Below are 21,338 nucleotides of genomic sequence, written 5' to 3'. Positions count from 1 at the left end.
TTAAGCTTTAGCAAACGCAACAGTGTTGGTCAATTGACCGATTTTATCGATACGGATATTGACAACGTCACCCACTTGAAGCGTAAATTCGTTAGAAGGCACAAGACCTGTGCCCGTCATCAAGAATACGCCTGTGGTAAATGTATTGGAACGGAACAAATAACTCACCAAATCTTCGGGGCGGCGCTTGAGTTGTTCGAGGGTTGTACGGCCTTCAAATACTTTTGCGTCATTCCGTAAAATTTCAATATCAATAGTGGTCGTAACAGCCATTGGCTCGGCGGGTACGTACAAACAAGGCCCCAACGCTGCCGAACCGTCATAGACTTTGGCCTGAGGCAAATAAAGTGGGTTTTCTCCTTCGATACTACGCGAACTCATGTCGTTTCCGATGGTATATCCAACAATTTTCCCCGTTGAAGTCGCAAAGAGCGTCCATTCTGGCTCTGGTACGTTCCACGACGAATCAGGACGGATGTTGACTGTGCCACCACTTCCCACTACTTTGTGGGCAAGGCTTTTGAAAAACAACTCAGGACGCTCGGCGTCATACACTTTGTCGTAGAAGGTATCGCCTCCTGAGTCTTTTGACTCTTCCATGCGGGCAATTTTACTGCGGTAATACGTCACACCCGACGCCCACACTTCCTGCGTGCCTACGGGAGCTACAATGCTGCTTTCGTCGAAAGATGCTTCGGGAGCAAGACTAGCAATGGTGGTTCGCAAATAAGCGTGCAAATCGTCGCGGTTGATAAGTTCGTCCCAAATAAAGGTTGGGATTTTATAAAATTGGCCATCAGCCTCGGCATAAAAGCCATTGGTGGTACGATAGAGTTTCATAGAATATTTTTGGGTTCTCTCGGTCAAAAGAGACTTTGCTCAATAAATTACCATACTTGGATTTCTTTACTACGCAGTTTTAGGTAAAAAAGACTACCAAAACTCGTTCAGAAGTGAGTAGGTAAGTAGTCGTATATCTATTTTTTTTATCCTTTTTTGCATGAACGAACCAAAGTTAATACCCTGTATGATAACCCATTGACTGTTTTTCGATGATTTAAAAAAAGATTGTCAAGTGCAAGTTTAAATATAAAATTGTCAATTTGACAATTATTTTCTTTTTTTGCATCAGTAAGAAAGCAAAATTCGCTCTTTTAGTAGTAATTAAGCTTTCGAGAAAACATTTAAACTAACTTATTTTATGTCAGTTACACTCGGAAATTCCGAATATTTCAAGGGCATCTCCAAAATTCAGTTTGAAGGTCGCGATTCAGACAATCCGCTTGCTTTTAAGTGGTACGATGAAAACCGTATCATTGGCGGAAAAACCATGAAAGAACACTTGCGTTTTGCCGTAGCTTACTGGCATACGTTCTGCGGAACAGGCGCTGACCCCTTTGGCCCAGGAACAAAAGTATTTCCTTGGGATGCCAAAGCAGATGCCGTAGAGCGTGCCAAAGACAAAATGGACGCGGCATTTGAGTTTATCACCAAGCTAGGAGTACCTTACTACTGCTTCCACGATGTGGATTTGGTGGACGAAGGGCCAAGCATTTCGGAGTACGAACGCCGTATGCAAGCCATTGTGGACTATGCGAAAGGAAAGCAACAAGCAAGTGGGGTAAAATTGCTTTGGGGTACGGCCAACGTATTCTCAAACCCACGTTATATGAACGGCGCATCGACCAACCCTGATTTCAATGTGGTGGCTCATGCGGGCGTACAAGTGAAAAACGCCATTGACGCAACGATTGCTTTGGGTGGTGAAAACTACGTATTTTGGGGTGGTCGTGAAGGCTATATGAGCTTGCTCAATACCAACATGAAACGCGAATTGGATCACCTAGGGCAGTTTTTGACCGTGGCTCGTGACTATGCACGTAAAAACGGCTTTAAAGGTACGTTCTTCATCGAGCCTAAGCCTTGTGAGCCTACCAAACACCAATACGATTATGATTCGGCAACGGTGATTGGCTTCTTACGTCAGTATGGTTTGGAGAAAGATTTTCAATTAAACATTGAAGTAAACCACGCAACGTTGGCAGGACATACGTTCCAACACGAGTTGCAAGTAGCGGCTGATGCGGGTATGTTGGGTAGCATCGATGCCAACCGTGGCGATTATCAAAACGGCTGGGATACTGACCAATTTCCCATCAACCTTAGCGAACTAACGGAAGCGATGTTGGTGATTTTGGAAGCAGGTGGTATTACACCAGGAGGTATCAACTTCGACGCAAAAACCCGTCGTAACTCTACCGACCTTGACGATATTTTCATCGCCCACATCGGCGGTATGGACGCATTTGCCCGTTCGTTGGTAATTGCCAATGATATTTTGGTAAAATCTCCGTACAGCAAACTCCGTACCGAGCGTTATGCTTCGTTTGACAGTGGCGCTGGCCAAGATTTTGAAGCAGGAAAACTGACGTTGGAAGACCTTCACAGCTACGCCGTAGCCAATGGTGAGCCGAAACTTATCAGCGGTAAGCAAGAGTTGTTTGAAAACATCTTGAATCAATACATCTAGTCATTGACTCAACCCACCACATCTTAATAAGTGCAAAACGCCAGCGGTGAAAACCGACTGGCGTTTTGTTATGAAATACTATACCAATTCCGCATCCATGGTGATGTCGGTATTCAACAATTTTGAAATAGGGCAGTTGGCTTTTGCATTTTGTGCTGCTTCGGCAAATTGCTCGGCAGTCATGCCCGGTACACTTGCTTTCACCGATAAATGAATGTTTGGAATCGCTCCGTTTTCAAAAGTAACGGTTGCTTTCGTGTCGATATTCTCGGCAGTCAAACCATACTCTCCAATCACAAAGCTTAATTTCATCGTAAAACAACCTGCATGAGCTGCTCCTACGAGCTCTTCTGGGTTGGTACCAATGCCATCGGCAAAACGCGTGTTGAACGAATATTGCGTTCCGTCTAATACCGTACTTTGCGTTGAAACGGTTCCGTGGCCTTCTTTACCACTTCCTTGCCAATTGGCAGCTGCTGTTCTTTTCATAGTTTTTTTGCGTTTGAATAAAATTGAATGGATTGAGATATAAACACTCAAAAATAGTCAGGAATTGTGATTTGTTGCTTTCTAAATTCAATCAATGTCCCCAAATCAGGGAACCAATAGCAAAAATATTAATAATCCAGAGCGTTGGCGAGACGTCTTTTGTTTGTCCTGTCATCGTTTTTAAAACACTCCAACTCAAGAAACCAAAGATGATGCCTTGGGTGATGGAATAACTGAACGGAATTAGGCCAAGGGCGAGCAAACAAGGGATGGCCTCGTCCATGCGTGACCAGTCGATTTTGGTGATGGGCTTCATCATAAATGCGCCTACAATCACCAACGCAGGGGCGGTAGCAATGCTAGGTACCACCGACAGCAAGGGCGATAAAAACATGAAAGGCAAAAACAAAAAGGCGGCGATTACGGCTGTTAGACCTGTACGACCACCTTGCTCAATCCCCACCGCCGACTCAATGTAAGCTGTGCCTGGACTTGTACCTAAAATCCCCGCCAGCGTGGTAGCGACGGCGTCGGTAAGGAGCGATTCTTTGATGTGGCGTGGGTCGCCGTTTTCGTCGTACAAATCTGCGGCTTCGGCTACTCCTACGAAGGTCGATAAGCTATCGAAAAGGTCGGTAAAGGCGAAAGCAAAAATAACGGGGAACAGCGCTAGGCTCAACGAACCGCCCAAATCAAGCTGAAACAATAGACTGAAATCGGGCGAAGCAAGCACACCGTTCCAGTTGACGAGGGCTTTTTGTCCAAAATTAATCGCTGACGCATCGCCCCACCAGCGGCCAATAGGAATGGCCAAAAGCGTAGTCGTAATGATGCCAATGACAATACCGCCCGTAACACGTTTTGCGACCAACACCGCCGTTAATAGCAAGCCTACCAAAAACGTAATCAAAACAGGGTCTTTGAGGTTGCCAATTCCGACAAGTGTAGCAGGATTACCAACGATAAATTTGGCATTTGTAAAACCAATCAAGGTAATAAAAAGCCCAATGCCCGACGAAATGGCGTAGCGTAGCGGTTTCGGAATGGCCTTGACGATGTGGGTACGGACGTTGAAAATAGATAAAATCAAAAACAATACGCCTGCCCAAAACACCGCTCCCAACGCAGTTTGCCAAGCAATCCCCATGCCTTTGACGACCGTAAAGGTAAAAAAAGCATTCAGCCCCATACCTGGCGCGACGAGCAACGGGTTTTTGGCATATAAACCCATCATCAAGCTACAGAAAAAAGACAGCAAAACGGTCGCCGTCAGAACAGCTCCAAAGGGCAAGCCTGCTTGGCTGAGAATGGCGGGGTTGACCACAATGATGTACATCGTTGCCAAAAATGACGAAATCCCTGCAATGACTTCCGTGCGAAGGCTGGTTTGGTGGGAAGAGAGTGAAAAGTAACGTTTGAGCATGAGGTCAAAGGGAGGTTAGAGAAGCAGTAAAAATAAGAATGCCATTGCAGAAAGTAAAGCTTTGAAACATTTACTCGCCTGCAATGGCATTCAAAAAATCAAAAAAACGGCTTAGAATGGAAGTCTTAAGCGTTCCACTGGCGTATTGTTTACCAAGTGGCTTTCCACGATTTCCTCCACGTCAGCCAACTGGACATTGCCGTAAAAAATACCCTCAGGATACACTACCAAGCCTGGGCCAAAAGCGCATACATCGAGGCAGCCTGCTTTTTGGGCACGAATGTCAATGTGGAGACTTTTTTCTTTCAACGATGTCTTGAAGGCATCGACTAGGGCCGTTCCGTGTTCGGCGCCACAACATTTTTTGCCACCATCTTTTTGGTTGGCACAAATAAAAACGTGCTTTTTGTATTTCATAAATTAGCGTTTAGCCATCGAAGGCGACTTTATCAACGCAATATAGTCAGCCAAGATGCGCTCAGTTTCAATCATGTAAATGTCTTTTTTCTTTTTATCGGCAGGCTTGGTTGCTACCGAAGTTTCGTCGTCATCCTCTTCTTCAGTTTCCAACTTTTTCAACGCCTGGCGTTTTTTCTCCGCTTCTTCGCGTTCTTTCTTACGTTTGGTTTCTTGGAGAGAAACAACGGTATTTTCGCGCGCTTTTCTGAAAAGCTCAAGTTCATCCACGAACGTTTTCAATTCGGGTTCATTTTTGAGGCGTTGTTGGTATTTTTCACGCAGCTTTTCTACTTGTTTCTCGTTCAAGTATTTCGTTAAATCATAACGAGTAGTCGCGATTTGATCCCAAGGAAGCGCCGTTGGCTGTGAGCTTTCGCCGTATTCTGCAGCACTAAACGCCGACGGGAACTCAATGTCGGGTGAAACTCCTTTGCGCTGGGTGCTGCTACCATTGATGCGGTAAAACTTCGCGACAGTAATGTTGATTTGACCTAATTTGTCGGGATCTTTAATCCACTGGTTCAAATCCACCATGGTTTGTACAGTACCTTTGCCGTAAGTTTGCTCGCCCAATACAATACCACGTTTGTAATCTTGAATCGCCGCCGCAAAGATTTCGGAAGCAGACGCACTGAAACGGTTGGTAAGTACCGCTAGTGGCCCGTCGTAATTTACTTCGGGATTGAGGTCAGATTGAACTTCTGTTTCTCCCGTTTGCTCACGAACTTGCACTACAGGCCCTTTTGAGATAAACAAACCAGTAAGCGAAATAGCTTCAGTAAGCGAGCCACCACCATTGTTACGAAGGTCAATAACTACTCCTTCTACGTTTTCAGCTTTGAGTGAATCCAATAGCTTTTGTACGTCGCGGGTAGTACTTGCAAAATCTTTATCACGTTTGCCAGCACTCTCAAAGTCACGGTAAAACGACGGAATCTGAATAATTCCAATCTTATAATCGTGTTTGTTTTGAGTAATGGTTACAACTTCCTTTTTAGCCCGAGAGGTCTGCAAATTTACTTTTTCGCGCGCCAAACGGATTTCTTTTGGAGGGTCGCTCGGAAGGGCATCCGCCGCTAAAACTTGCAAACGAACAACCGTTCCTTTAGCTCCTTTGATTTTCTTCACGGCATCGTCCACGTACCAACCAACGATATCTTCGTATTTTCCTTCGTCGCCTTGGGCTACCCCGATGATACGGTCATCTTTTTTCAAGCGCTTGTCTTTGAAAGCAGGCCCACCTGGCACTACTTCTACCACTTTGATGTAGTTTCCGTCTTCGCGAAGCACCGCACCGATACCCTCAAGGGCTTGGTACATATCTTGCTTGAAGCGGTCGGAATCAGCAGGTGAAAAATACCGTGTATGCGGATCAAGCACTTCGCAGAAAGCGTTCATGTACATTTGGAACACTTGCTCGCTACGAAAACGGCCTAAGTTACGCTCACGGTTTTTGTAGCGGTCTTTGAGTAAAGTAACAATAGAAGAATCGGCTTTGCCTGAAATTCTAAGCTCAAGTGCCTCATTTTTAATCAGTTTACGCCAAACTTCATTCAATTCGTCTGGCGTTTTCGCCCAAGCAACTTTTTCACGGTCGGTATTGAATGACTCATCGACTGTAAAGTCAAAAGCAGGCTTTGTCAATAGTTTATCAATGTAAGCACTACGCTCGCGATAGCGTTTTCTAAACGTATTGTACATATCGTAAGCCGCAGTTAAGTCCCCATTACTAAGTGACTCATCCAATTGGTTACGGTATTTTTCAAACGACTGTACATCACTTGCTAAGAAATAAAGCTTTGCACGGTCAATCTCATTAAGATAGTTCTCATACATTTTATTCGACAACGAATCGTTGAGACCAAATTTGCGGTAATGGTATCCCGAGAAAATTTTGGTCACGTACGCCTCCACCTTTTCTTGGGTGATGTTAGGCTTCAAGTCGTCTTCACTAATGGCAGAGGGGTGAGAAGCAATCACTCCCCGCGAGCGAGAATCATCAGGTTGCAGACCAAGCAGCAACACTGGAGCTAAGGCGATTAATAGGCTTTTCATTTTCATAAACTGATTTATTGACTTTAGTGTGGCGACTTCTAAAACCAGCCTTGCGAGTGGATGTCAAAAGCGACAACCCGCTAAAATCATTTAACTATTTCTAACAACTCTACTTCAAAAACAAGGGCAGAATACGGTTTAATGGTTGGGCCAGCCGAACGCTCACCGTATGCTAAGTTATAAGGAATGAACAATTTCCATTTTGAACCTACAGGCATCAATTGAAGGGCTTCTACCCAGCCTTGAATGACCCCACCTACAGGAAACTCGGCAGGTTGGCCACGTTGTACTGAGCTATCAAACACTGTTCCGTCAATAAGCGTGCCGTGGTAATGGGTTTTTACGGTGTTGTTAGCCGTTGGTTTAGGGCCGTCACCTGCTTTCATAATTTCATACTGCAACCCACTCGGAAGAGTAACTACGCCGTTTCTCTTTTTGTTTTCTTCCAAAAACTTTTCACCCGCTAATTTCACAGCTTCGTATTTTTTGGCTTCTTCCGACTGCTGCTTGGCTTGCAGTTTGTTAAAGAAATTACCAAGAATCATCTGCGCCTGAGAATCGTCGAGGTCGGTTTTGCTCGACTTCAACACATCCTGAATGGCTTTAGAAAGTAAGCCAACGTTGATTTTATCAAGTCCTTGCCCTTTTAAATTTTGGGCAATATTCATACCTATACTATAAGCAACGGAATCTAACTCGTTTGTCATTTTTAACCCTGTCGCAGGTTTGCCTGGCGTAGCAGTTTTGGCAGGTGCGGCGGTTTTAGCAGCAGGTGTAGCAGATTTTACGGGCGCTTTCTTGGTTTGAGCAAATGAAACAACGGTTGATGCTATTACCGTGAGGGTCAGCGCGATGGGATACTTCATGCAATTAGAAAAATTTGGGATTAAAATCAATTTTTGATAGTTTTCGTAAATAAACGCAAAAATGTCCGAAAAAAGTTTGGAAGAATGAATTATTTGAAATTAATACCCCATATTGGGTTATTTGTATTTTTGTTGCCTTTCAAAGCTTTTACCTCATTGGAACACTTCATCACTCCTTCTGAACTGGTCGTAAAACACGACACAACACTTCATTCGCAGCACTTGCATCGCGGCATCGTCATGGACGTGGTGTTACCGCCTCACTATGAGGCAACGAATACGGCCTATCCCGTATTGTACATGAACGACGGACAGGATTTAGAACGCCTACAAATGACGCATGTGCTAAGTGAGTTGTACCAACATCAGCAAGTGCCTCCTTTTATTCTTGTAGCAATACATTGCGGTGAGCGCATTCAAGAATACGGCACAGCATCTCAAGCCGATTACAAACACCGTGGCGCAAAAGCAGGTGCTTATACTTCGTTTGTACTAGAAGAGCTTCTTCCTTACATCAAAAATCATTATCGGGTTCTGACAGGCCCGTCGCACACGGTCTTTTGCGGGTTCTCGTTGAGCGGCTTGTCGGCGTTTGATATTGTGTGGCATCATCCCCAAGTATTTGGCAAAGCGGGGGCTTTTTCGGGTTCTTTTTGGTGGCGTCAACGGGCTTACGAAAATCATTACGACGACCACCAAGACCGCATTATGCACCGTTTGGTGCGCGAATCGTCGGTACGACGAGAGCAATTTAAAGAACTTACGCCCACTTTTTGGTTCCAAACAGGCACCGATGACGAAAAAGACGACCGAAACCACAACGGCGTCATTGATTCTATTGAAGATACCTTAGACCTTGTAGCCGAACTCGAACGAAAAGGGTTTCGGTGGGGCAAAGAAGTGCGTTATGTAGAGGTAAAAGGCGGGCACCACGACCAAGCAACCTGGTCACGGATTATGCCAAATTTCTTACAGTGGGCTTTTGGCAAATAGGTCCACTTCTTTTCCTTTAACATGATTTTAATTTTTTTTTCATGTGGTATTAATAGTCAAGTAGGTGCTTTGTGAGCGTAAACAATACTTAAAAAGCGCACCATGAAGCACCTTACTTGGATGCTCCTTCTCACGGGGGGAATTGCCACGGCACAGGATTCAGTCAAACCTGCTCCCGACAAAAATGAGTTAAAATACAACCTAAATGCGTCAGGCACGCACTTCTTTAAAGCTACTTTTTTGAATCAGACTTGGGTACGCTTCAACCAAAGCAATCCAGGTACGACGGTAATAAATGAACCCGCTTCACAAACCTTAGATTTAGGGCTTCGTCGGACGCGTATGCAGTTGTTTGGGCAGATTTCAGACCGTGCCTTTGTCTATTTCCAGTTGGGAATGAACAACTTCAACTTCTTGAATGGCTTTCCTGCCTTGGGAAATGCGCAAGGAGTGCCCACCAACCGTAAAGTCGGTTTTTTTATCCATGATGCCGTGGTGGAATATTCCGCTTTTGCCAACAAAGATTGGTTAAAAATTGGGGGTGGACTAACCATCTTGAACGGGCTTTCTCGCTTTAGTCAGCCAAGCGTCACTACGATTATGTCGATGGATGTGCCTGTGTTTGCGCAAGCCACCGTGGATCAAACCGATGAGTTTTCCCGCAAACTCACCGTTTATGCCCGTGGTCAGGTAGGCAAATGGGATTATCGTATAGGATTAACCGACCCCTTCCCCATCACCACCAACGGCGCTGCTGTGCCAGCGATTTCGACCAACGCTAGTTTTGCCGCCAAAGGTCACCACAAGCAATACCAAGGTTTTTTGGTGTATAATTTGTTCGACAAAGACACGCACCAGACGCCTTACATGACGGGCACCTATTTGGGGAAGAAGAAGATTTTGAACCTAGAAGGTGGATTTATTTCGCAGAAAAAAGCAATGTGGAATACCGCCAACCAAGGCAAAGACACGGTGTATAATGCGATGAATTTATGGTCGTTGGCATTGTTTGCTGATATGCCAATCAACAAAACAAAAGGGACAGCATTTTCGGGATATTTGGGCTATTTTCATACCGACTACGGCCCCAATTATTTACGTTTCAATGGCATCATGAACCCCGCCAGTGGAACCACTCAAGGGCTTTCGGGAGTATCGGGCGTGCAAGGCAATGCGTTTCCGATGTTTGGAACAGGCAGTGTGATCTATAGCCAACTGGGCTACTTATGCGCAGCCGACTTATTAGGCAAAAACGGCACTTTAATGCCCTACGCCACGGCTCAAGTAGCCAACTACCAGCGCCTGTCAAAAACTGCAAGTATTTACAGTGTAGGGATGAATTGGCTCATTAAAGGCCATAACTCCAAAATTACGCTCGATTATCAAAACCGTCCAGTGTATCAAAATGCGACCGACGGACGCCTGAGCCCCAACGGTCGCCGAAGTGCACTGACGTTACAATATCAGATTTTTATCTAACAAAAGAGTTTTCCATCCTTCAGTAGAGTAAAGGTTTAGGTATCGTGGGAGAATCCGACTTTTCGATGAAGAGTCGGATTTTTGTTTGTCGGAATTACTGCAACTGATAATTTTAGTTTTTGTGTAAAACTGTACTATTTGTGAGGAAATGGCGATTTTATATCTTATCTTTGACTTGTAACTACGTCTCGTGGCAGCGCCATGAGTCCTACTATAGACACATCAACATCTTTTTTTGAAAACTAGGTCAAGTGTTTGTGAGCAAAAAAAGCTACCTTCTTAGGGTAGCTTTTTTTTCGGTCTAAGCGTAAATTCTAACCTTTTGGCGCTTTCAACTAGAAAACACTCCACCTATGACCGCTTTATGTACCAAACGCAACTTTTTCGTAAGTAGCTTTTTATTGCTTCTTGTGGTAGCCTCCTGCCAACGTAGTAGCCTTACCTATCAACCTATCGCCGAGCCTTTTGCGCTAGACTACAAAATCGACCGCTCTGAAGAAGAAATTAAGAAATTTGAGCAAGAAGATGCAACCAAAGATATCAAAAAAGGCCAAGTAGTTTTGTACGGAAGTTCCAGTTGGCGCCTATGGAAAGACATGGCGACTGATTTGGCCCCGCTGCCCGTCGTCAACCGTGGTTTTGGGGGTTCTACTATTCCCGAACTGATTCATTATGCAGAACGAACGGTGATTCCGCACGAGCCGAAATTATTGGTTGTTTATGGGGGCGAGAATGATTTATCAGGAAAAAAATTCAAGTCGGCCGAACAACTCTTCGACTCTTACCGAGATTTTGTCTCGCTTATTCACAAGCGTTCTCCCAAAACTCACATTTGCTTTGTGTCAATGAAGCTATCGCCATCGCGCCGCCAGCACTGGGCTGAAGTTACCAAAGGAAATAAAATGGTGAAAGCCTTTAGTACAGGAAAGCGTTTGTCGTACGTGGATATTAACCCCGCGCTATTTCACCCTAATGGTACGGTAAAAAGCGAACTATATACCAAAGATAGCCTCCACATCAACCCGCAAGGCTATCGTGAATACGCCAAAATTCTTGTTCCTTTTCTACAAAAAAAATACAAATAGACCATGCAAACTACGCGTCGTCAGTTTATCCAACAGTTAGGTTTGGCAGGAATTGGCCTAGGGCTTTCGGCGGCATTGCCGTTCGACAGCTGGGGCAAATCAGCCGTTCGACTACCTCGTAGTACTCCCGAAGCACAAGGGGTTGATTCGGCAAATATCAATGCGTTTTTGGACGCTATTGCCCAAAGTAAGCACGAGTTTCACAGTATGATGCTCGTTCGGCACGGCCAAGTGGTGGCCGAAGGCTGGTGGGCACCGTATCGGGCAGAATTAAAACATACTATGTACTCGATGAGTAAGAGTTTTACTTCCACGGCTGTAGGGTTTGCGGTAAATGAAGGCAAGCTCAAAACCAGCGACCGAGTGATTTCATTTTACCCCGAATACGCGCCCGCAACGGTCAGTGATTATTTGGCCAAAATGACGGTTAAAGACCTCCTAACGATGTCGGTAGGGCACGGCGTGGATCCAACGGGCCAAAGCATTCGGGATGAAGCCAATTGGATAAAAACGTTTTTGGCCTTCCCGATTCAAAACGACCCAGGCAGTACATTTTTGTACAATAGCATGGCTACCTACATGTGCTCGGCCATTGTGCAAAAAGTAACAGGGCAAAAAATTATCGACTATCTACGCCCTCGTTTGTTCGAACCTCTTGGCATTGAAGGTGCTGATTGGGAAGAGGATATGTTGGGCATCAATACGGGCGGGTGGGGCTTGCGCGTCCGTACCGAAGACATGGCGAAGTTTGGACAATTGTACCTTCAAAAAGGCAAGTGGAATGGCAAACAAATCATTCCAGCAGCCTGGGTAGAAGAAGCTACGACCTTTAAAATTCAGCAACCTTCTCCCGCCAAACCAACGCGCCCCAACGAAAAAAATGACTGGCTTCAGGGCTATTGTTATCAGTTTTGGCGCTGCCAGCACAACGCCTACCGAGGCGACGGAGCGTATGGACAATACACGATTGTGATGCCCGACCAAGATGCAGTATTGGCCATTACGAGCGAAACGCCTGATATGCAGGGAATTTTGGACTTGGTATGGGAGCACATTCTGCCCGCCATGAAGCAGCAAGCCTTACCTGCCAATGCGGCTTCGGCTAGTGCTTTGAAGCAACGGATGGCGGCATTGGCTTTGTTGCCACCCAAAGGCAATGTAAAGCCTTCGGAAGCTGTAAAAGTATCGGGGAAAGCGTTTGCAGTCGAAACAAATTCGATGAATGTACAGCAAATTTCGCTGACGTACCGCGAAGGAGGTACGTATCAATTCATGCTAAAAGATGCAACGGGTGAGCATAAAGTAGAAGTGGGATTGGAAAAATGGGTCTTTGGACAAACCGACTTGCCAAGACCCAATTTGGTAGCTTCCCAGAAAATTAAAACCGAAAAAATTGCCAAAATAGCGGCGAGTGGTACGTGGAAAGACGCCAATACGTTTGAAATAACGTTGCGCTATTACGAATCACCGCACCGCAATTATATCATTTGTCATTTTGAAGGCGATGGCCTGACGGTAAGTTTCGACAACAGCATCAACCGAATGTCGGGAGCGAAAGATAAACGCCCTGTACTACAAGGAAAAGCGTTAGGTTAGACTTGCTGCGAAGCCAACAACGATAGCCAAGCTTGTTCTACTTTTCCTTCCGAAAGGTACTGCTTGGCTGTCGTTACCCAATCTTGCCCCGCATGCTGGGCTTTAAAATCTTCAATTTTATCGGCCTCAGGCAACTGTTGGATGTTCCCCAAACGCCCTAAGTTATTTCCCGAAAATTCAGGGTTATTTTTGATAAAATCAGGAATCAAGTCAACCCCAATGCCTTTTTGAGTACTTGGTTTGGGAATTTCAAAAATAGCATCGCCCGAGGCACGTGCGTACCAATCGCCGCCCATGCGAGCTACCCAATCGGTTTTGCGCTGGTCGATACGGCCATCTTCTCCCAAAATATCCTCCGAAAAATGGGCTAGAATCACTTCGCAAATCACCAGATTGGCCGCTCCTCCTTCTTCGCCCAACGAAATGATTTGTTTGACTTTACACTCAAATACGGCTTTTGATTCGCCAACGCGCGGAGGGCGCACCAGTTGGGATGGAACTTCGGTAAAACCTGCTTTTACAAATTCGTTAACACCACGCGGATATTCACAACTCGCCAACGACATTTGCTCCACCATCGCGTAGTCAACCATGCTAATCACCACTTCGTCCACGGCCTGTACGTTTTCCAGCGTATGTTTGTTGCTTCCGTCTCGCACGCGGCGATTGGGAGAAAAAATCAAGGTCGGGGGTTTTGTCCCAAACAAATTAAAGAAACTGAATGGGCTGAGATTTACGTTGCCTTCGGCATCAATCGTGCTGGCAAAAGCAATGGGGCGAGGCGCCACCGCACCTTGCAAAAAGTGATGCAATACGGGTACTGAAACGTCTTTAGGGTTGATGGTTAGCATAAATATCTTGGTTATGATTCACTAACTCGAAGCTTTCTCTTGATGTTTCCACAATTCTTGAAAAACTGGACTATTTGCCCTGAGGGACTCGAACGTACCTTGGTCAACAATTCGGCCGTTTTCGAGCACATACACGTAGTCAAATTTGGTCAAAAGGTGCAAACGGTGCAGGGACGAAAGTACGGCTTTGCCCCTAAATTCGTCAAACAATTGGTCATAAATCAATGACTCAGTTTTGGGATCAACGCTACTGGTAGGCTCATCTAGCAATACAATATCGCTGCTTCGGGCGGCCAAAATGCCACGGGCCAACGCCAACCGCTGTTTTTGTCCCCCCGAAAGATTCACCCCTTTTTCTTGAATGTTAGATTCAAGACCATTGGGTAATTGACGGGCTACTTCGCTAAATTGGGCCGTGTCGCATACTTGCCAAATATCTTGTTCTGCAAAGGGCAATCCCAACGTAATGTTGTAAGCAATGGTATTTTCAAAAATTTCGGGCTCCTGTGGAAACAACGTCACGGTGTCCGTAATCAGGCCAACTCCTTCCACTGGTTTTCCATCGATGGTCAATTTTGTCCCTTTTTCGGGTTCGTACAATCCTCTCAACAAGGCCAAAAGGGTACTTTTTCCGCTACCACTTTCACCAATAAAAGCAATGCGTTGGCCTCGTTGGATGCGCAGGTTTAATTGATGAAGGCTATGCGCCGATTTCTGGGCATCGTAGGTATCGTGATGCGAAAAACTCAAATGGTTGATTTGTATTGTTTTCCAATCAGACGGAAGTGTTTCAGAGGCTTCGGCGCGGTGCTGCTGACGGTAGGCTTCGCCGATGGAACGAGCCGTTTGAACGTCAGTATTATAGCGAATGATTTCGGTGTATTGCCACGCAACATCCTGAAAAACACTGGTAAATTGATTGACATATCCCAGCAAGGTGACCAGTCCGCCCACTAAAAATACTTCGTTGGGAACGTAATTTTGATACACATACCCAACCGCAACCACCACATAAATAACCCCAATGAGCACACTCGCCACAAACCATTTCCATTCGTTGATAACCACTGTCCGACGGAATGGCGGAAATATATCTTTTACCTTGGCCAACAGGCTATTTTCCATGCGTTTTTCGAGGCGCAGGGTAATGACGGTAATAATGTTGGAAAGACTATCAAACAAAGTCGATGACACGACGTGTTCTTTTTCATTGGTTTCGTCGAGGGCTTTGATGAAGGGTTTGTCAAACTTAAAAATAATCCAAACCGTAAAAACTCCTATCAAAACGCCAATGCTTCCGTAAAGCGGAGAAAAATACAGAATGGCTAAAAACGAAAAGACGAACTTCGAAAAAGCATGCAAAAACATAAAGCCGTTTTGAAAAAAATCTTTCAAAGCTTCGTAGGCTTTCCGAATACGGTTGATGGTAGCGCCACTATGGTGGTCTTGGTGCCAACGAACGGGCAAATGCAGCGATTGGTGATACAGTTCTTCTAAAAAATTACGGCTCAGGTTAAACGCGAGTTCGCGCTCCATAACCCGCGCAGGGCCATGAAAAGCCCACTCCAACAGCATCAAGAATAGGTAACCACCTGCATACATCCAAACGTGCTTGATTACACCCGTTCCCTCTTTTTGAATGGCTTCGACAAACCAGCCGTACAAAAGAGGATTAAGCGCAAAAATCACATTGGCAAGGACAAAAAGGCCATACACCAACACGTATCGCCCTTTTTCTTTGCGTGCATATCGCCAAGCCGTTTGTAAGAGCGAGAAATAGGGATTTTTCATTGTTTTGAGGAAAATATCAGTAAAATGAAACAATGATTTTAGCCCGAAGGTATTAGCTTCGGGCTGACAAAATGTAGTGGAGTATAGAAAGCGATGCTCCTACGATTTATTCAACAGTTGTGACTTTTTTCAAGTCTTCCCAGAAACTTGGGTACGACTTGGCCACCACGTGCGGTTCTTCAATAACAATAGGCATTACCATTCCTACCGGTGCAAAAGCCATGGCCATGCGGTGGTCGTCGTAGGTTTCGATGATAGGTTGTGTTGTAGGCGCTACGGTACGTCTTACTACGTATTTGGTATTACTTTCAACTTCTACTAATTCTCCACCAATTTTGGGTAACTCTGCCTGAAGAGCCGCTACACGGTCGGTTTCTTTGATTTTTAAGCTTTCGATACCCGTCATTGTCACCGTAATGCCTTTAGCTACGGCACAAGCTGCAACGGTTTGAGCCAAATCAGGACAGTCAGTAAAGTCCCAAGCAAAAGCTTCTTGGGTAGGAATTTTGGTCAAAAGAACTCCTTGCGCCGTAAAAGTACTTTCCACGCCCATGTGTCGCATAATATTGACAATGGCGCTGTCGCCTTGCAATGAGTTTTCTTTTAAACCCAAAAGCTCTACCTCAGCTTGTTCGGCCAGCGCAACTACACTGTACCAATAACTAGCACCCGACCAATCAGACTCCACTTGGTAGTGAGTTGGGGTATATTTTTGGGCAGGAACACGGATAATTTTCTGTTCCCAGTCTGCTTCAAACGTTGCTCCAAAAGCAACCATTTGTTGAAGGGTCATTTCGATGTAAGGGCGTGAACCAACCTCGCCCGTAAGCTCTAACGTAATGCCTTCGGGAAGCGTAGGCCCTACCATTAGCAAGGCAGAAATATACTGACTACTCACATCGCCCCGTATTCTTACCTTATTTTCCCCTGAATAGTTAAACCCATTTAGTTGGGTTGGTGGGTATCCATCTTTCCCCAAATACGTAATATCTGCGCCAAGCGTGCGTAGGGCATCGACCAGAATCCCGATCGGGCGCTCACACATGCGTGGTGTACCTGTCATGGTTTTGTTTTGGCCTGTCACCGCAAAATAAGCAGTGAGAAAACGCATGGTAGTACCAGCGTCAAGTACATCGGCAACCGTTTCCGACGATTGCAACAAACGCAGCATCGTTTGGGTGTCACGAGCGGCTGATACGTTAGAAAGTTGTCCTCCAAAATTCGATAACGCATTGATAATCAAAGCGCGATTACTTTCGCTTTTAGAAGCTGCTAACTGGATTTGGGCTTGAATGGGCGCCAGAGGTGGGTAAACGGTTACTGCTTGCATTGAGAGTCGATAATCTGATAATTTTACAAAGTTAAGGCCATTTTTTTGCTTTTCAACCTAAAAAAGTACAATTTGCGGCTTGAAATCGCACAACTGTGAAATCTGATATTTCAGTCATTATCCTCACGCACAACGAAGAAAAGCACATCGAACGGTGTCTCCGTAGCTTACTGGTGTTTACGGACAAAATCTTTATTGTGGATTCGGGTTCTACCGACCGTACAGTGGCAATCGCAGAATCATTAGGAGCGAAAGTCGTTTATAACCCGTGGATTACCTACGCTACGCAGTTTAACTTTGGGATTGAGAATACCCCTTTTCAGACCAAGTGGCTCATGCGCATGGACGCCGATGAGTACGTAATGCCTGAGTTGGCCAACGAAATCAACCAAACCCTTGCTGGGCTTGTACCTACAATTACTGGTGTATATGTCAAGCGCCGTGTGATGTTTATGAATCAATGGATTCGGCGCGGGGGGTATTATCCCATTTGGCTCTTACGGTTATGGCACCGCGACAAGGGGATTTGCGAAGAACTTTGGATGGACGAACACATTAAACTTTCGGAAGGGGAAACAGTCCAATTCAAAAATGACATTGTAGATCATAATTTGAATAACCTCACGTGGTGGACGCAAAAACATAATAATTATGCCATTCGAGAAGTGATTGATTTATTGGACATAAAGTATAATTTTGCAGAAGCAGAACGCGTTATTCCCAAGCTTTTTGGAACACAAGAGCAACGGAAGCGCTATTTAAAGCAAAAGTATGCTTCCTTACCCCTTTTTACTCGTCCATTCGCTTATTTTTTGTATCGTTATTTTATAAAGTTTGGCTTCCTTGATGGTAAGAAAGGCTTAGTATGGCACTTTTTACAAGGGTTATGGTATCGTTTCTTGGTGGATGCCAAACTGTTTGAAGTAGAGTTTCGAGTTGGAAAAGATAAACAAGCTATCATTGAATTTTTCCGAAATGAATACGGAAAAGACCTATCATCGGTTCAAAACCGACCTGTCTCGGTACGACAATAGTTGGTACAAGCATCCGCCTTTTTGGAAAAATGTGCTTTGGTTTCTGGTAAATGCACTTTTTTTTAATTCGTATTTTCCGTTGCCCGCCTCTATTAAGTGTTTTATTTTGAGAGGTTTTGGAACGAAAGTCGGGCGTAATGTGATGATTAAACCCAAAGTAAACATCAAGTATCCTTGGTTACTTACGATTGGAGATTACGTCTGGATTGGTGAAGAGGTATGGATTGATAGCTTAACCGAGATTGTGATTGGGAACAATGTGTGCCTTTCGCAAGGAGCCATGCTCCTGACCGGAAACCACGACTATACCCGAAGTACTTTTGATTTGAAGGTGGGTAAAATTGTTCTCGAAGAAGGTTCATGGATTGGCGCCAAAGCGGTGGTTTGCCCAGGGGTTACCTGTCGTTCACATGCTGTATTAGCCGTCAATTCAGTGGCAGTACGCGACTTAGAGCCTTATGGTATTTATCAAGGAAATCCCGCTCAGTGGATCCGCGAACGTAAAATAACGGAGTAACGCTAAAACGTTAAACATCATCTCATCACCAACCCAAGAGGCTTTGAAAGTAAGTATTATTACAGTAGTTTTTAACGGAGAACAGACGCTAAAGAGTTGTGTAGAATCGGTGCTAAATCAGTCATATCACGATATAGAATACATCGTAATTGACGGAAAATCAACCGATAATACACCTAAGATAGTCGCTAGTTACGGCACAAAAATTGCGGTATTTATCTCTGAAAAAGACCAAGGTATCTATGATGCGATGAACAAAGGTATCGCCCACGCAACAGGCGAAGTAATCGGGATCTTAAATGCCGATGATTTTTATGCAGACAACCAAGTCATTGAGAAGTTAGTGACAAAGTTGAAAGAAACGGACGCTGACGGCATCTATGGCGATTTGGTTTACGTAGATGCAAACGATACGACACAGGTAAAACGTTATTGGAAGTCGGGCGGGTTTGATAGAAAAAAATTTCTTTTCGGTTGGATGCCCCCTCACCCAACGTTTTTTGTAAAAAAAGCGTCTTATGAGCAGCTTGGGACGTATCGTCTTGATTTGGGAAGCGCGGCAGATTACGAATTAATGTTACGTTTCCTATACAAGCAACGTCTAAAGGTTACTTACCTTCCCGAGATTGTCACCGTGATGCGAACGGGCGGGGTAAGTAACAAAACAGTGGGGAATCGCTTAAAGGCAAACCAAAGTGACCGAGAAGCCTGGCATCTAAATGGATTGGAGCCCTATTGGTTCACTTTATGGCTCAAACCCCTTAGAAAGGTTTTACAATTTGTTTACAAACCAAAACGACCGAATAATAAATAGAATCGTATTTTCGGGAGTGTTTTTTGTGACATAAGCTAATTTTTATAATTTTTGTCTTCCGTTATGAGAGACAAAAAGGCAGAAACGGAATTCTATGAACGCAGATATACTAATAGACGTACTCAGAAGCCAGTATCAAAATATACTTCAACACGAAGTGTATCAGTGCCTTATATCCTTTTTGATTGCCTGCGCTGTGGCCATTACGTCTATTCCAGTGATTATCAATATTAGTGGATTATTGGAGCTGAAAAAGAAACCCAATTTCCGCAGCTCTCACCAGCAAGAAACACCTGAGTTTGGAGGAATTGCGATTTATGCTTCGCTTCTAATTGCCCATTTTTTGTGGCCCCATACCAACGAACAAACCGATGCCTACTTGACAAGCTTGGCAGTGGTGGGACTTACAATACTGTTCTTTTTAGGGCTCAAAGATGATATTTTAGTACTTGACCCCAATAAAAAGCTTTTGCTTCAAGTAGTAGCCGTTTCTACCTTGATATTACTTGGAGGACTGAAAGTTGACCACTTCTTTGGTATTTTTGGCTGGACTCACATTCCAGATATCATCAGTATTCCGTTCACAATTTTTATTTTCATTGCCATTATCAATGCCGTCAACCTCATTGATGGCGTGGACGGGCTTGCAGGAGGTATCGCTTTTATCGCAAGTTTGAGTTTTGGAACCTGGTTTTTGTTAAATCACCATTTCTCAATGGCCTGCATGGCTTTCTCCCTTTCGGGGGCACTTTTGGGCTTTTTACGGTTCAACTTTTCAAAGACGAGCAAAATTTTCATGGGCGATACGGGGTCGTTGATTGTAGGCTTCTTGTTGGCATTTTTTGCCGTGAAATTTATCCGTCTTAACATTACTTATCAACATGATTCTACCGCCTTCTTCAATGCCCCTATTCTTGCGGTAGTGCTTTTGATTGTTCCTATTTTTGATACCTTGCGCGTATTTTTGGTGCGTATCCTCAACCGCCGCTCTCCGTTTAAAGCGGATCGCAATCACATGCACCATGTGCTTTTAGACAATGGGTTTACCCACATCCAAACCTCACTTACGTTTTGGGCAATGACTATTGTCAACGTCATGGGTTACTTCATGACATTTGAATACATTACCAATACCGAAGCTTTCTTTATCTTGGTAGGCTTGTTCTGTATTTATCTTAGCGCGGGCTACTTCCTTAAAATGCGGGCAATGAAGCGCAAAAAGCAAATGACGTGGACGGATGTTTTCAAAGCCCCCGACACGCCACGCGGACGTAACTCATGGGCACGCCGTGTGATTCGTGGGTTGTAAGGCTATTTGACCGAAACCCCTCCCGAAACAATCATCTTCATGACGTCAGTGCTCGATACGTTGTCGAGAATCTTGATGTTGGATTTTGCTACAATAAACAACTCCCCCGAAAACGCGTAAGAGTGTGGACAATAAACGGCTACGTACTCACTAAGCTCGAAGCTAGAAAGGTCGTTTTGCGTTATAAAACCCAGTTTTTTTAGGTCAGACTGAGGGTTGATTGTAATCAATACAGGTTGGTTAAACTTACGCTTGTCGCCCACAAAAGCCGAAATTAGATCTTTGATAGAGTAATATATCAAACTCACCAACGGCATTTTCTTCAAAATACTTTCGCTAAAACTAAATACTGATTGGGGCACGAAGCGGGAAAAAATAAACCCTAAAAAAACAATACTTGAGACGATAATCAGCAGCCCTAGCCCTGGCAAATAAAGTGGATGCTTGGCATCGGTATGAATGTAAATGGGTAAAATACTGTCCAAATAGGAAACGCCTTCTTTGATAATTAGGAACGTAAAATAAGTGGGAGCGACCAGCACAAGCCCCCGTACAAAGTAGGCAAAAACCCGTTTTATGAATCGATTTTGAAGCATTTTGAAATAAATAGTGACTTAGGGAAACTGCACTTTCCAAGGCTAATTAATCACTATGAAATGTTATGAATTAGTAACTGCTATTGGTCGAGGGAAGTTCCTTGTTGATACCCATGAATAA

19 protein-coding genes are annotated in these 21,338 nt (G+C 44.6%); 9 read left to right on the top strand and 10 right to left on the bottom strand.

Features of this window, described 5'->3' with window-relative positions:
- On the bottom strand, positions 1–840 hold the full coding sequence (locus tag K339_RS0119890) for a fumarylacetoacetate hydrolase family protein (RefSeq protein ID WP_028525171.1): 840 nt from the start codon (positions 838–840) through the stop codon (positions 1–3).
- A gap of 361 nt (positions 841–1,201) precedes the next feature.
- On the opposite strand from K339_RS0119890, the gene xylA reads away from it, so the two are divergent.
- Complete coding sequence (gene xylA / locus K339_RS0119885; RefSeq protein ID WP_028525170.1) at positions 1,202–2,530, top strand: xylose isomerase; 1,329 nt, start codon at positions 1,202–1,204, stop codon at positions 2,528–2,530.
- Between the two features lie 78 nt (positions 2,531–2,608).
- Here xylA and K339_RS0119880 read toward each other — a convergent pair whose 3' ends face one another.
- The 5 genes from K339_RS0119880 to bamJ form a co-directional block, all read right to left on the bottom strand.
- Positions 2,609–3,019 carry an OsmC family protein gene (locus tag K339_RS0119880; RefSeq protein WP_028525169.1) on the bottom strand — a complete coding sequence of 137 codons (411 nt, stop codon included), beginning with the start codon at positions 3,017–3,019 and terminating at the stop codon, positions 2,609–2,611.
- A 91-nt stretch (positions 3,020–3,110) separates the two neighbouring features.
- A complete protein-coding gene (locus K339_RS0119875) occupies positions 3,111–4,442 on the bottom strand; it encodes an NCS2 family permease (protein ID WP_028525168.1) in 1,332 nt (443 codons plus the stop codon).
- A 111-nt stretch (positions 4,443–4,553) separates the two neighbouring features.
- Positions 4,554–4,859 (bottom strand): (2Fe-2S) ferredoxin domain-containing protein, encoded by a 306-nt coding sequence (locus K339_RS0119870; protein WP_028525167.1) that lies wholly within the window; start codon positions 4,857–4,859, stop codon positions 4,554–4,556.
- 3 nt (positions 4,860–4,862) lie between these two features.
- Positions 4,863–6,956: a carboxy terminal-processing peptidase gene (locus K339_RS0119865; protein ID WP_028525166.1), complete on the bottom strand. Its 2,094-nt coding sequence runs from the start codon at positions 6,954–6,956 to the stop codon at positions 4,863–4,865.
- Between the two features lie 86 nt (positions 6,957–7,042).
- Positions 7,043–7,822 (bottom strand): BamJ family beta-barrel-assembly machinery protein, encoded by a 780-nt coding sequence (gene bamJ, locus K339_RS0119860; protein WP_028525165.1) that lies wholly within the window; start codon positions 7,820–7,822, stop codon positions 7,043–7,045.
- Positions 7,823–7,906: 84 nt separating this feature from the next.
- On the opposite strand from bamJ, the gene K339_RS0119855 reads away from it, so the two are divergent.
- The 4 genes from K339_RS0119855 to K339_RS0119840 all read left to right on the top strand — a co-directional run bounded on the left by K339_RS0119855 (position 7,907) and on the right by K339_RS0119840 (position 12,975).
- A complete protein-coding gene (locus K339_RS0119855) occupies positions 7,907–8,815 on the top strand; it encodes an alpha/beta hydrolase (protein ID WP_028525164.1) in 909 nt (302 codons plus the stop codon).
- 102 nt (positions 8,816–8,917) lie between these two features.
- Positions 8,918–10,294 (top strand): hypothetical protein, encoded by a 1,377-nt coding sequence (locus tag K339_RS0119850; RefSeq protein WP_028525163.1) that lies wholly within the window; start codon positions 8,918–8,920, stop codon positions 10,292–10,294.
- Positions 10,295–10,647: 353 nt separating this feature from the next.
- Complete coding sequence (locus K339_RS0119845; RefSeq protein WP_028525162.1) at positions 10,648–11,379, top strand: GDSL-type esterase/lipase family protein; 732 nt, start codon at positions 10,648–10,650, stop codon at positions 11,377–11,379.
- A gap of 3 nt (positions 11,380–11,382) precedes the next feature.
- Positions 11,383–12,975 (top strand): serine hydrolase domain-containing protein, encoded by a 1,593-nt coding sequence (locus K339_RS0119840; protein WP_028525161.1) that lies wholly within the window; start codon positions 11,383–11,385, stop codon positions 12,973–12,975.
- Here K339_RS0119840 and K339_RS0119835 read toward each other — a convergent pair.
- From K339_RS0119835 to K339_RS0119825, 3 genes are all read right to left on the bottom strand, one after another.
- Entirely contained in the window at positions 12,972–13,826 is an 855-nt protein-coding gene (locus tag K339_RS0119835; protein WP_028525160.1) for a flavin reductase family protein, read from the bottom strand. The two genes, K339_RS0119840 and K339_RS0119835, sit on opposite strands and share 4 nt — an antisense overlap.
- 21 nt (positions 13,827–13,847) lie before the next feature.
- A complete protein-coding gene (locus tag K339_RS0119830; protein ID WP_028525159.1) occupies positions 13,848–15,617 on the bottom strand; it encodes an ABC transporter ATP-binding protein in 1,770 nt (589 codons plus the stop codon).
- A 106-nt stretch (positions 15,618–15,723) separates the two neighbouring features.
- The gene (locus K339_RS0119825) at positions 15,724–16,947 is read right to left on the bottom strand and encodes a 3-phosphoshikimate 1-carboxyvinyltransferase (RefSeq protein WP_028525158.1); all 1,224 of its coding nucleotides are present in this window, start codon (positions 16,945–16,947) and stop codon (positions 15,724–15,726) included.
- 95 nt (positions 16,948–17,042) lie between these two features.
- On the opposite strand from K339_RS0119825, the gene K339_RS0119820 reads away from it, so the two are divergent.
- From K339_RS0119820 to K339_RS0119805, 4 genes are all read left to right on the top strand, one after another.
- Positions 17,043–17,981 carry a glycosyltransferase family 2 protein gene (locus tag K339_RS0119820; protein ID WP_028525157.1) on the top strand — a complete coding sequence of 313 codons (939 nt, stop codon included), beginning with the start codon at positions 17,043–17,045 and terminating at the stop codon, positions 17,979–17,981.
- Positions 17,923–18,498, top strand: coding sequence for a WcaF family extracellular polysaccharide biosynthesis acetyltransferase (locus tag K339_RS0119815; RefSeq protein WP_028525156.1), 576 nt, complete (start codon positions 17,923–17,925; stop codon positions 18,496–18,498). The genes K339_RS0119820 and K339_RS0119815 overlap by 59 nt, the downstream gene beginning before the upstream one ends.
- 43 nt (positions 18,499–18,541) lie before the next feature.
- Positions 18,542–19,312 carry a glycosyltransferase family 2 protein gene (locus tag K339_RS0119810; protein WP_028525155.1) on the top strand — a complete coding sequence of 257 codons (771 nt, stop codon included), beginning with the start codon at positions 18,542–18,544 and terminating at the stop codon, positions 19,310–19,312.
- A gap of 94 nt (positions 19,313–19,406) precedes the next feature.
- Positions 19,407–20,621: an MraY family glycosyltransferase gene (locus K339_RS0119805; RefSeq protein ID WP_028525154.1), complete on the top strand. Its 1,215-nt coding sequence runs from the start codon at positions 19,407–19,409 to the stop codon at positions 20,619–20,621.
- 2 nt (positions 20,622–20,623) lie between these two features.
- Here the strand turns inward: K339_RS0119805 and K339_RS0119800 are convergent, their stop codons facing one another.
- A complete protein-coding gene (locus K339_RS0119800; protein ID WP_028525153.1) occupies positions 20,624–21,217 on the bottom strand; it encodes a DUF502 domain-containing protein in 594 nt (197 codons plus the stop codon).
- Positions 21,218–21,338: the final 121 nt, after the last annotated feature.

The sequence above is a fragment of the Runella limosa DSM 17973 genome, from assembly GCF_000482465.1.
Classification (GTDB): domain Bacteria; phylum Bacteroidota; class Bacteroidia; order Cytophagales; family Spirosomataceae; genus Runella; species Runella limosa.
The sequence above is the reverse complement of the archived record's forward strand: the minus strand, read 5'-3'. Positions and strand labels throughout refer to the sequence as shown.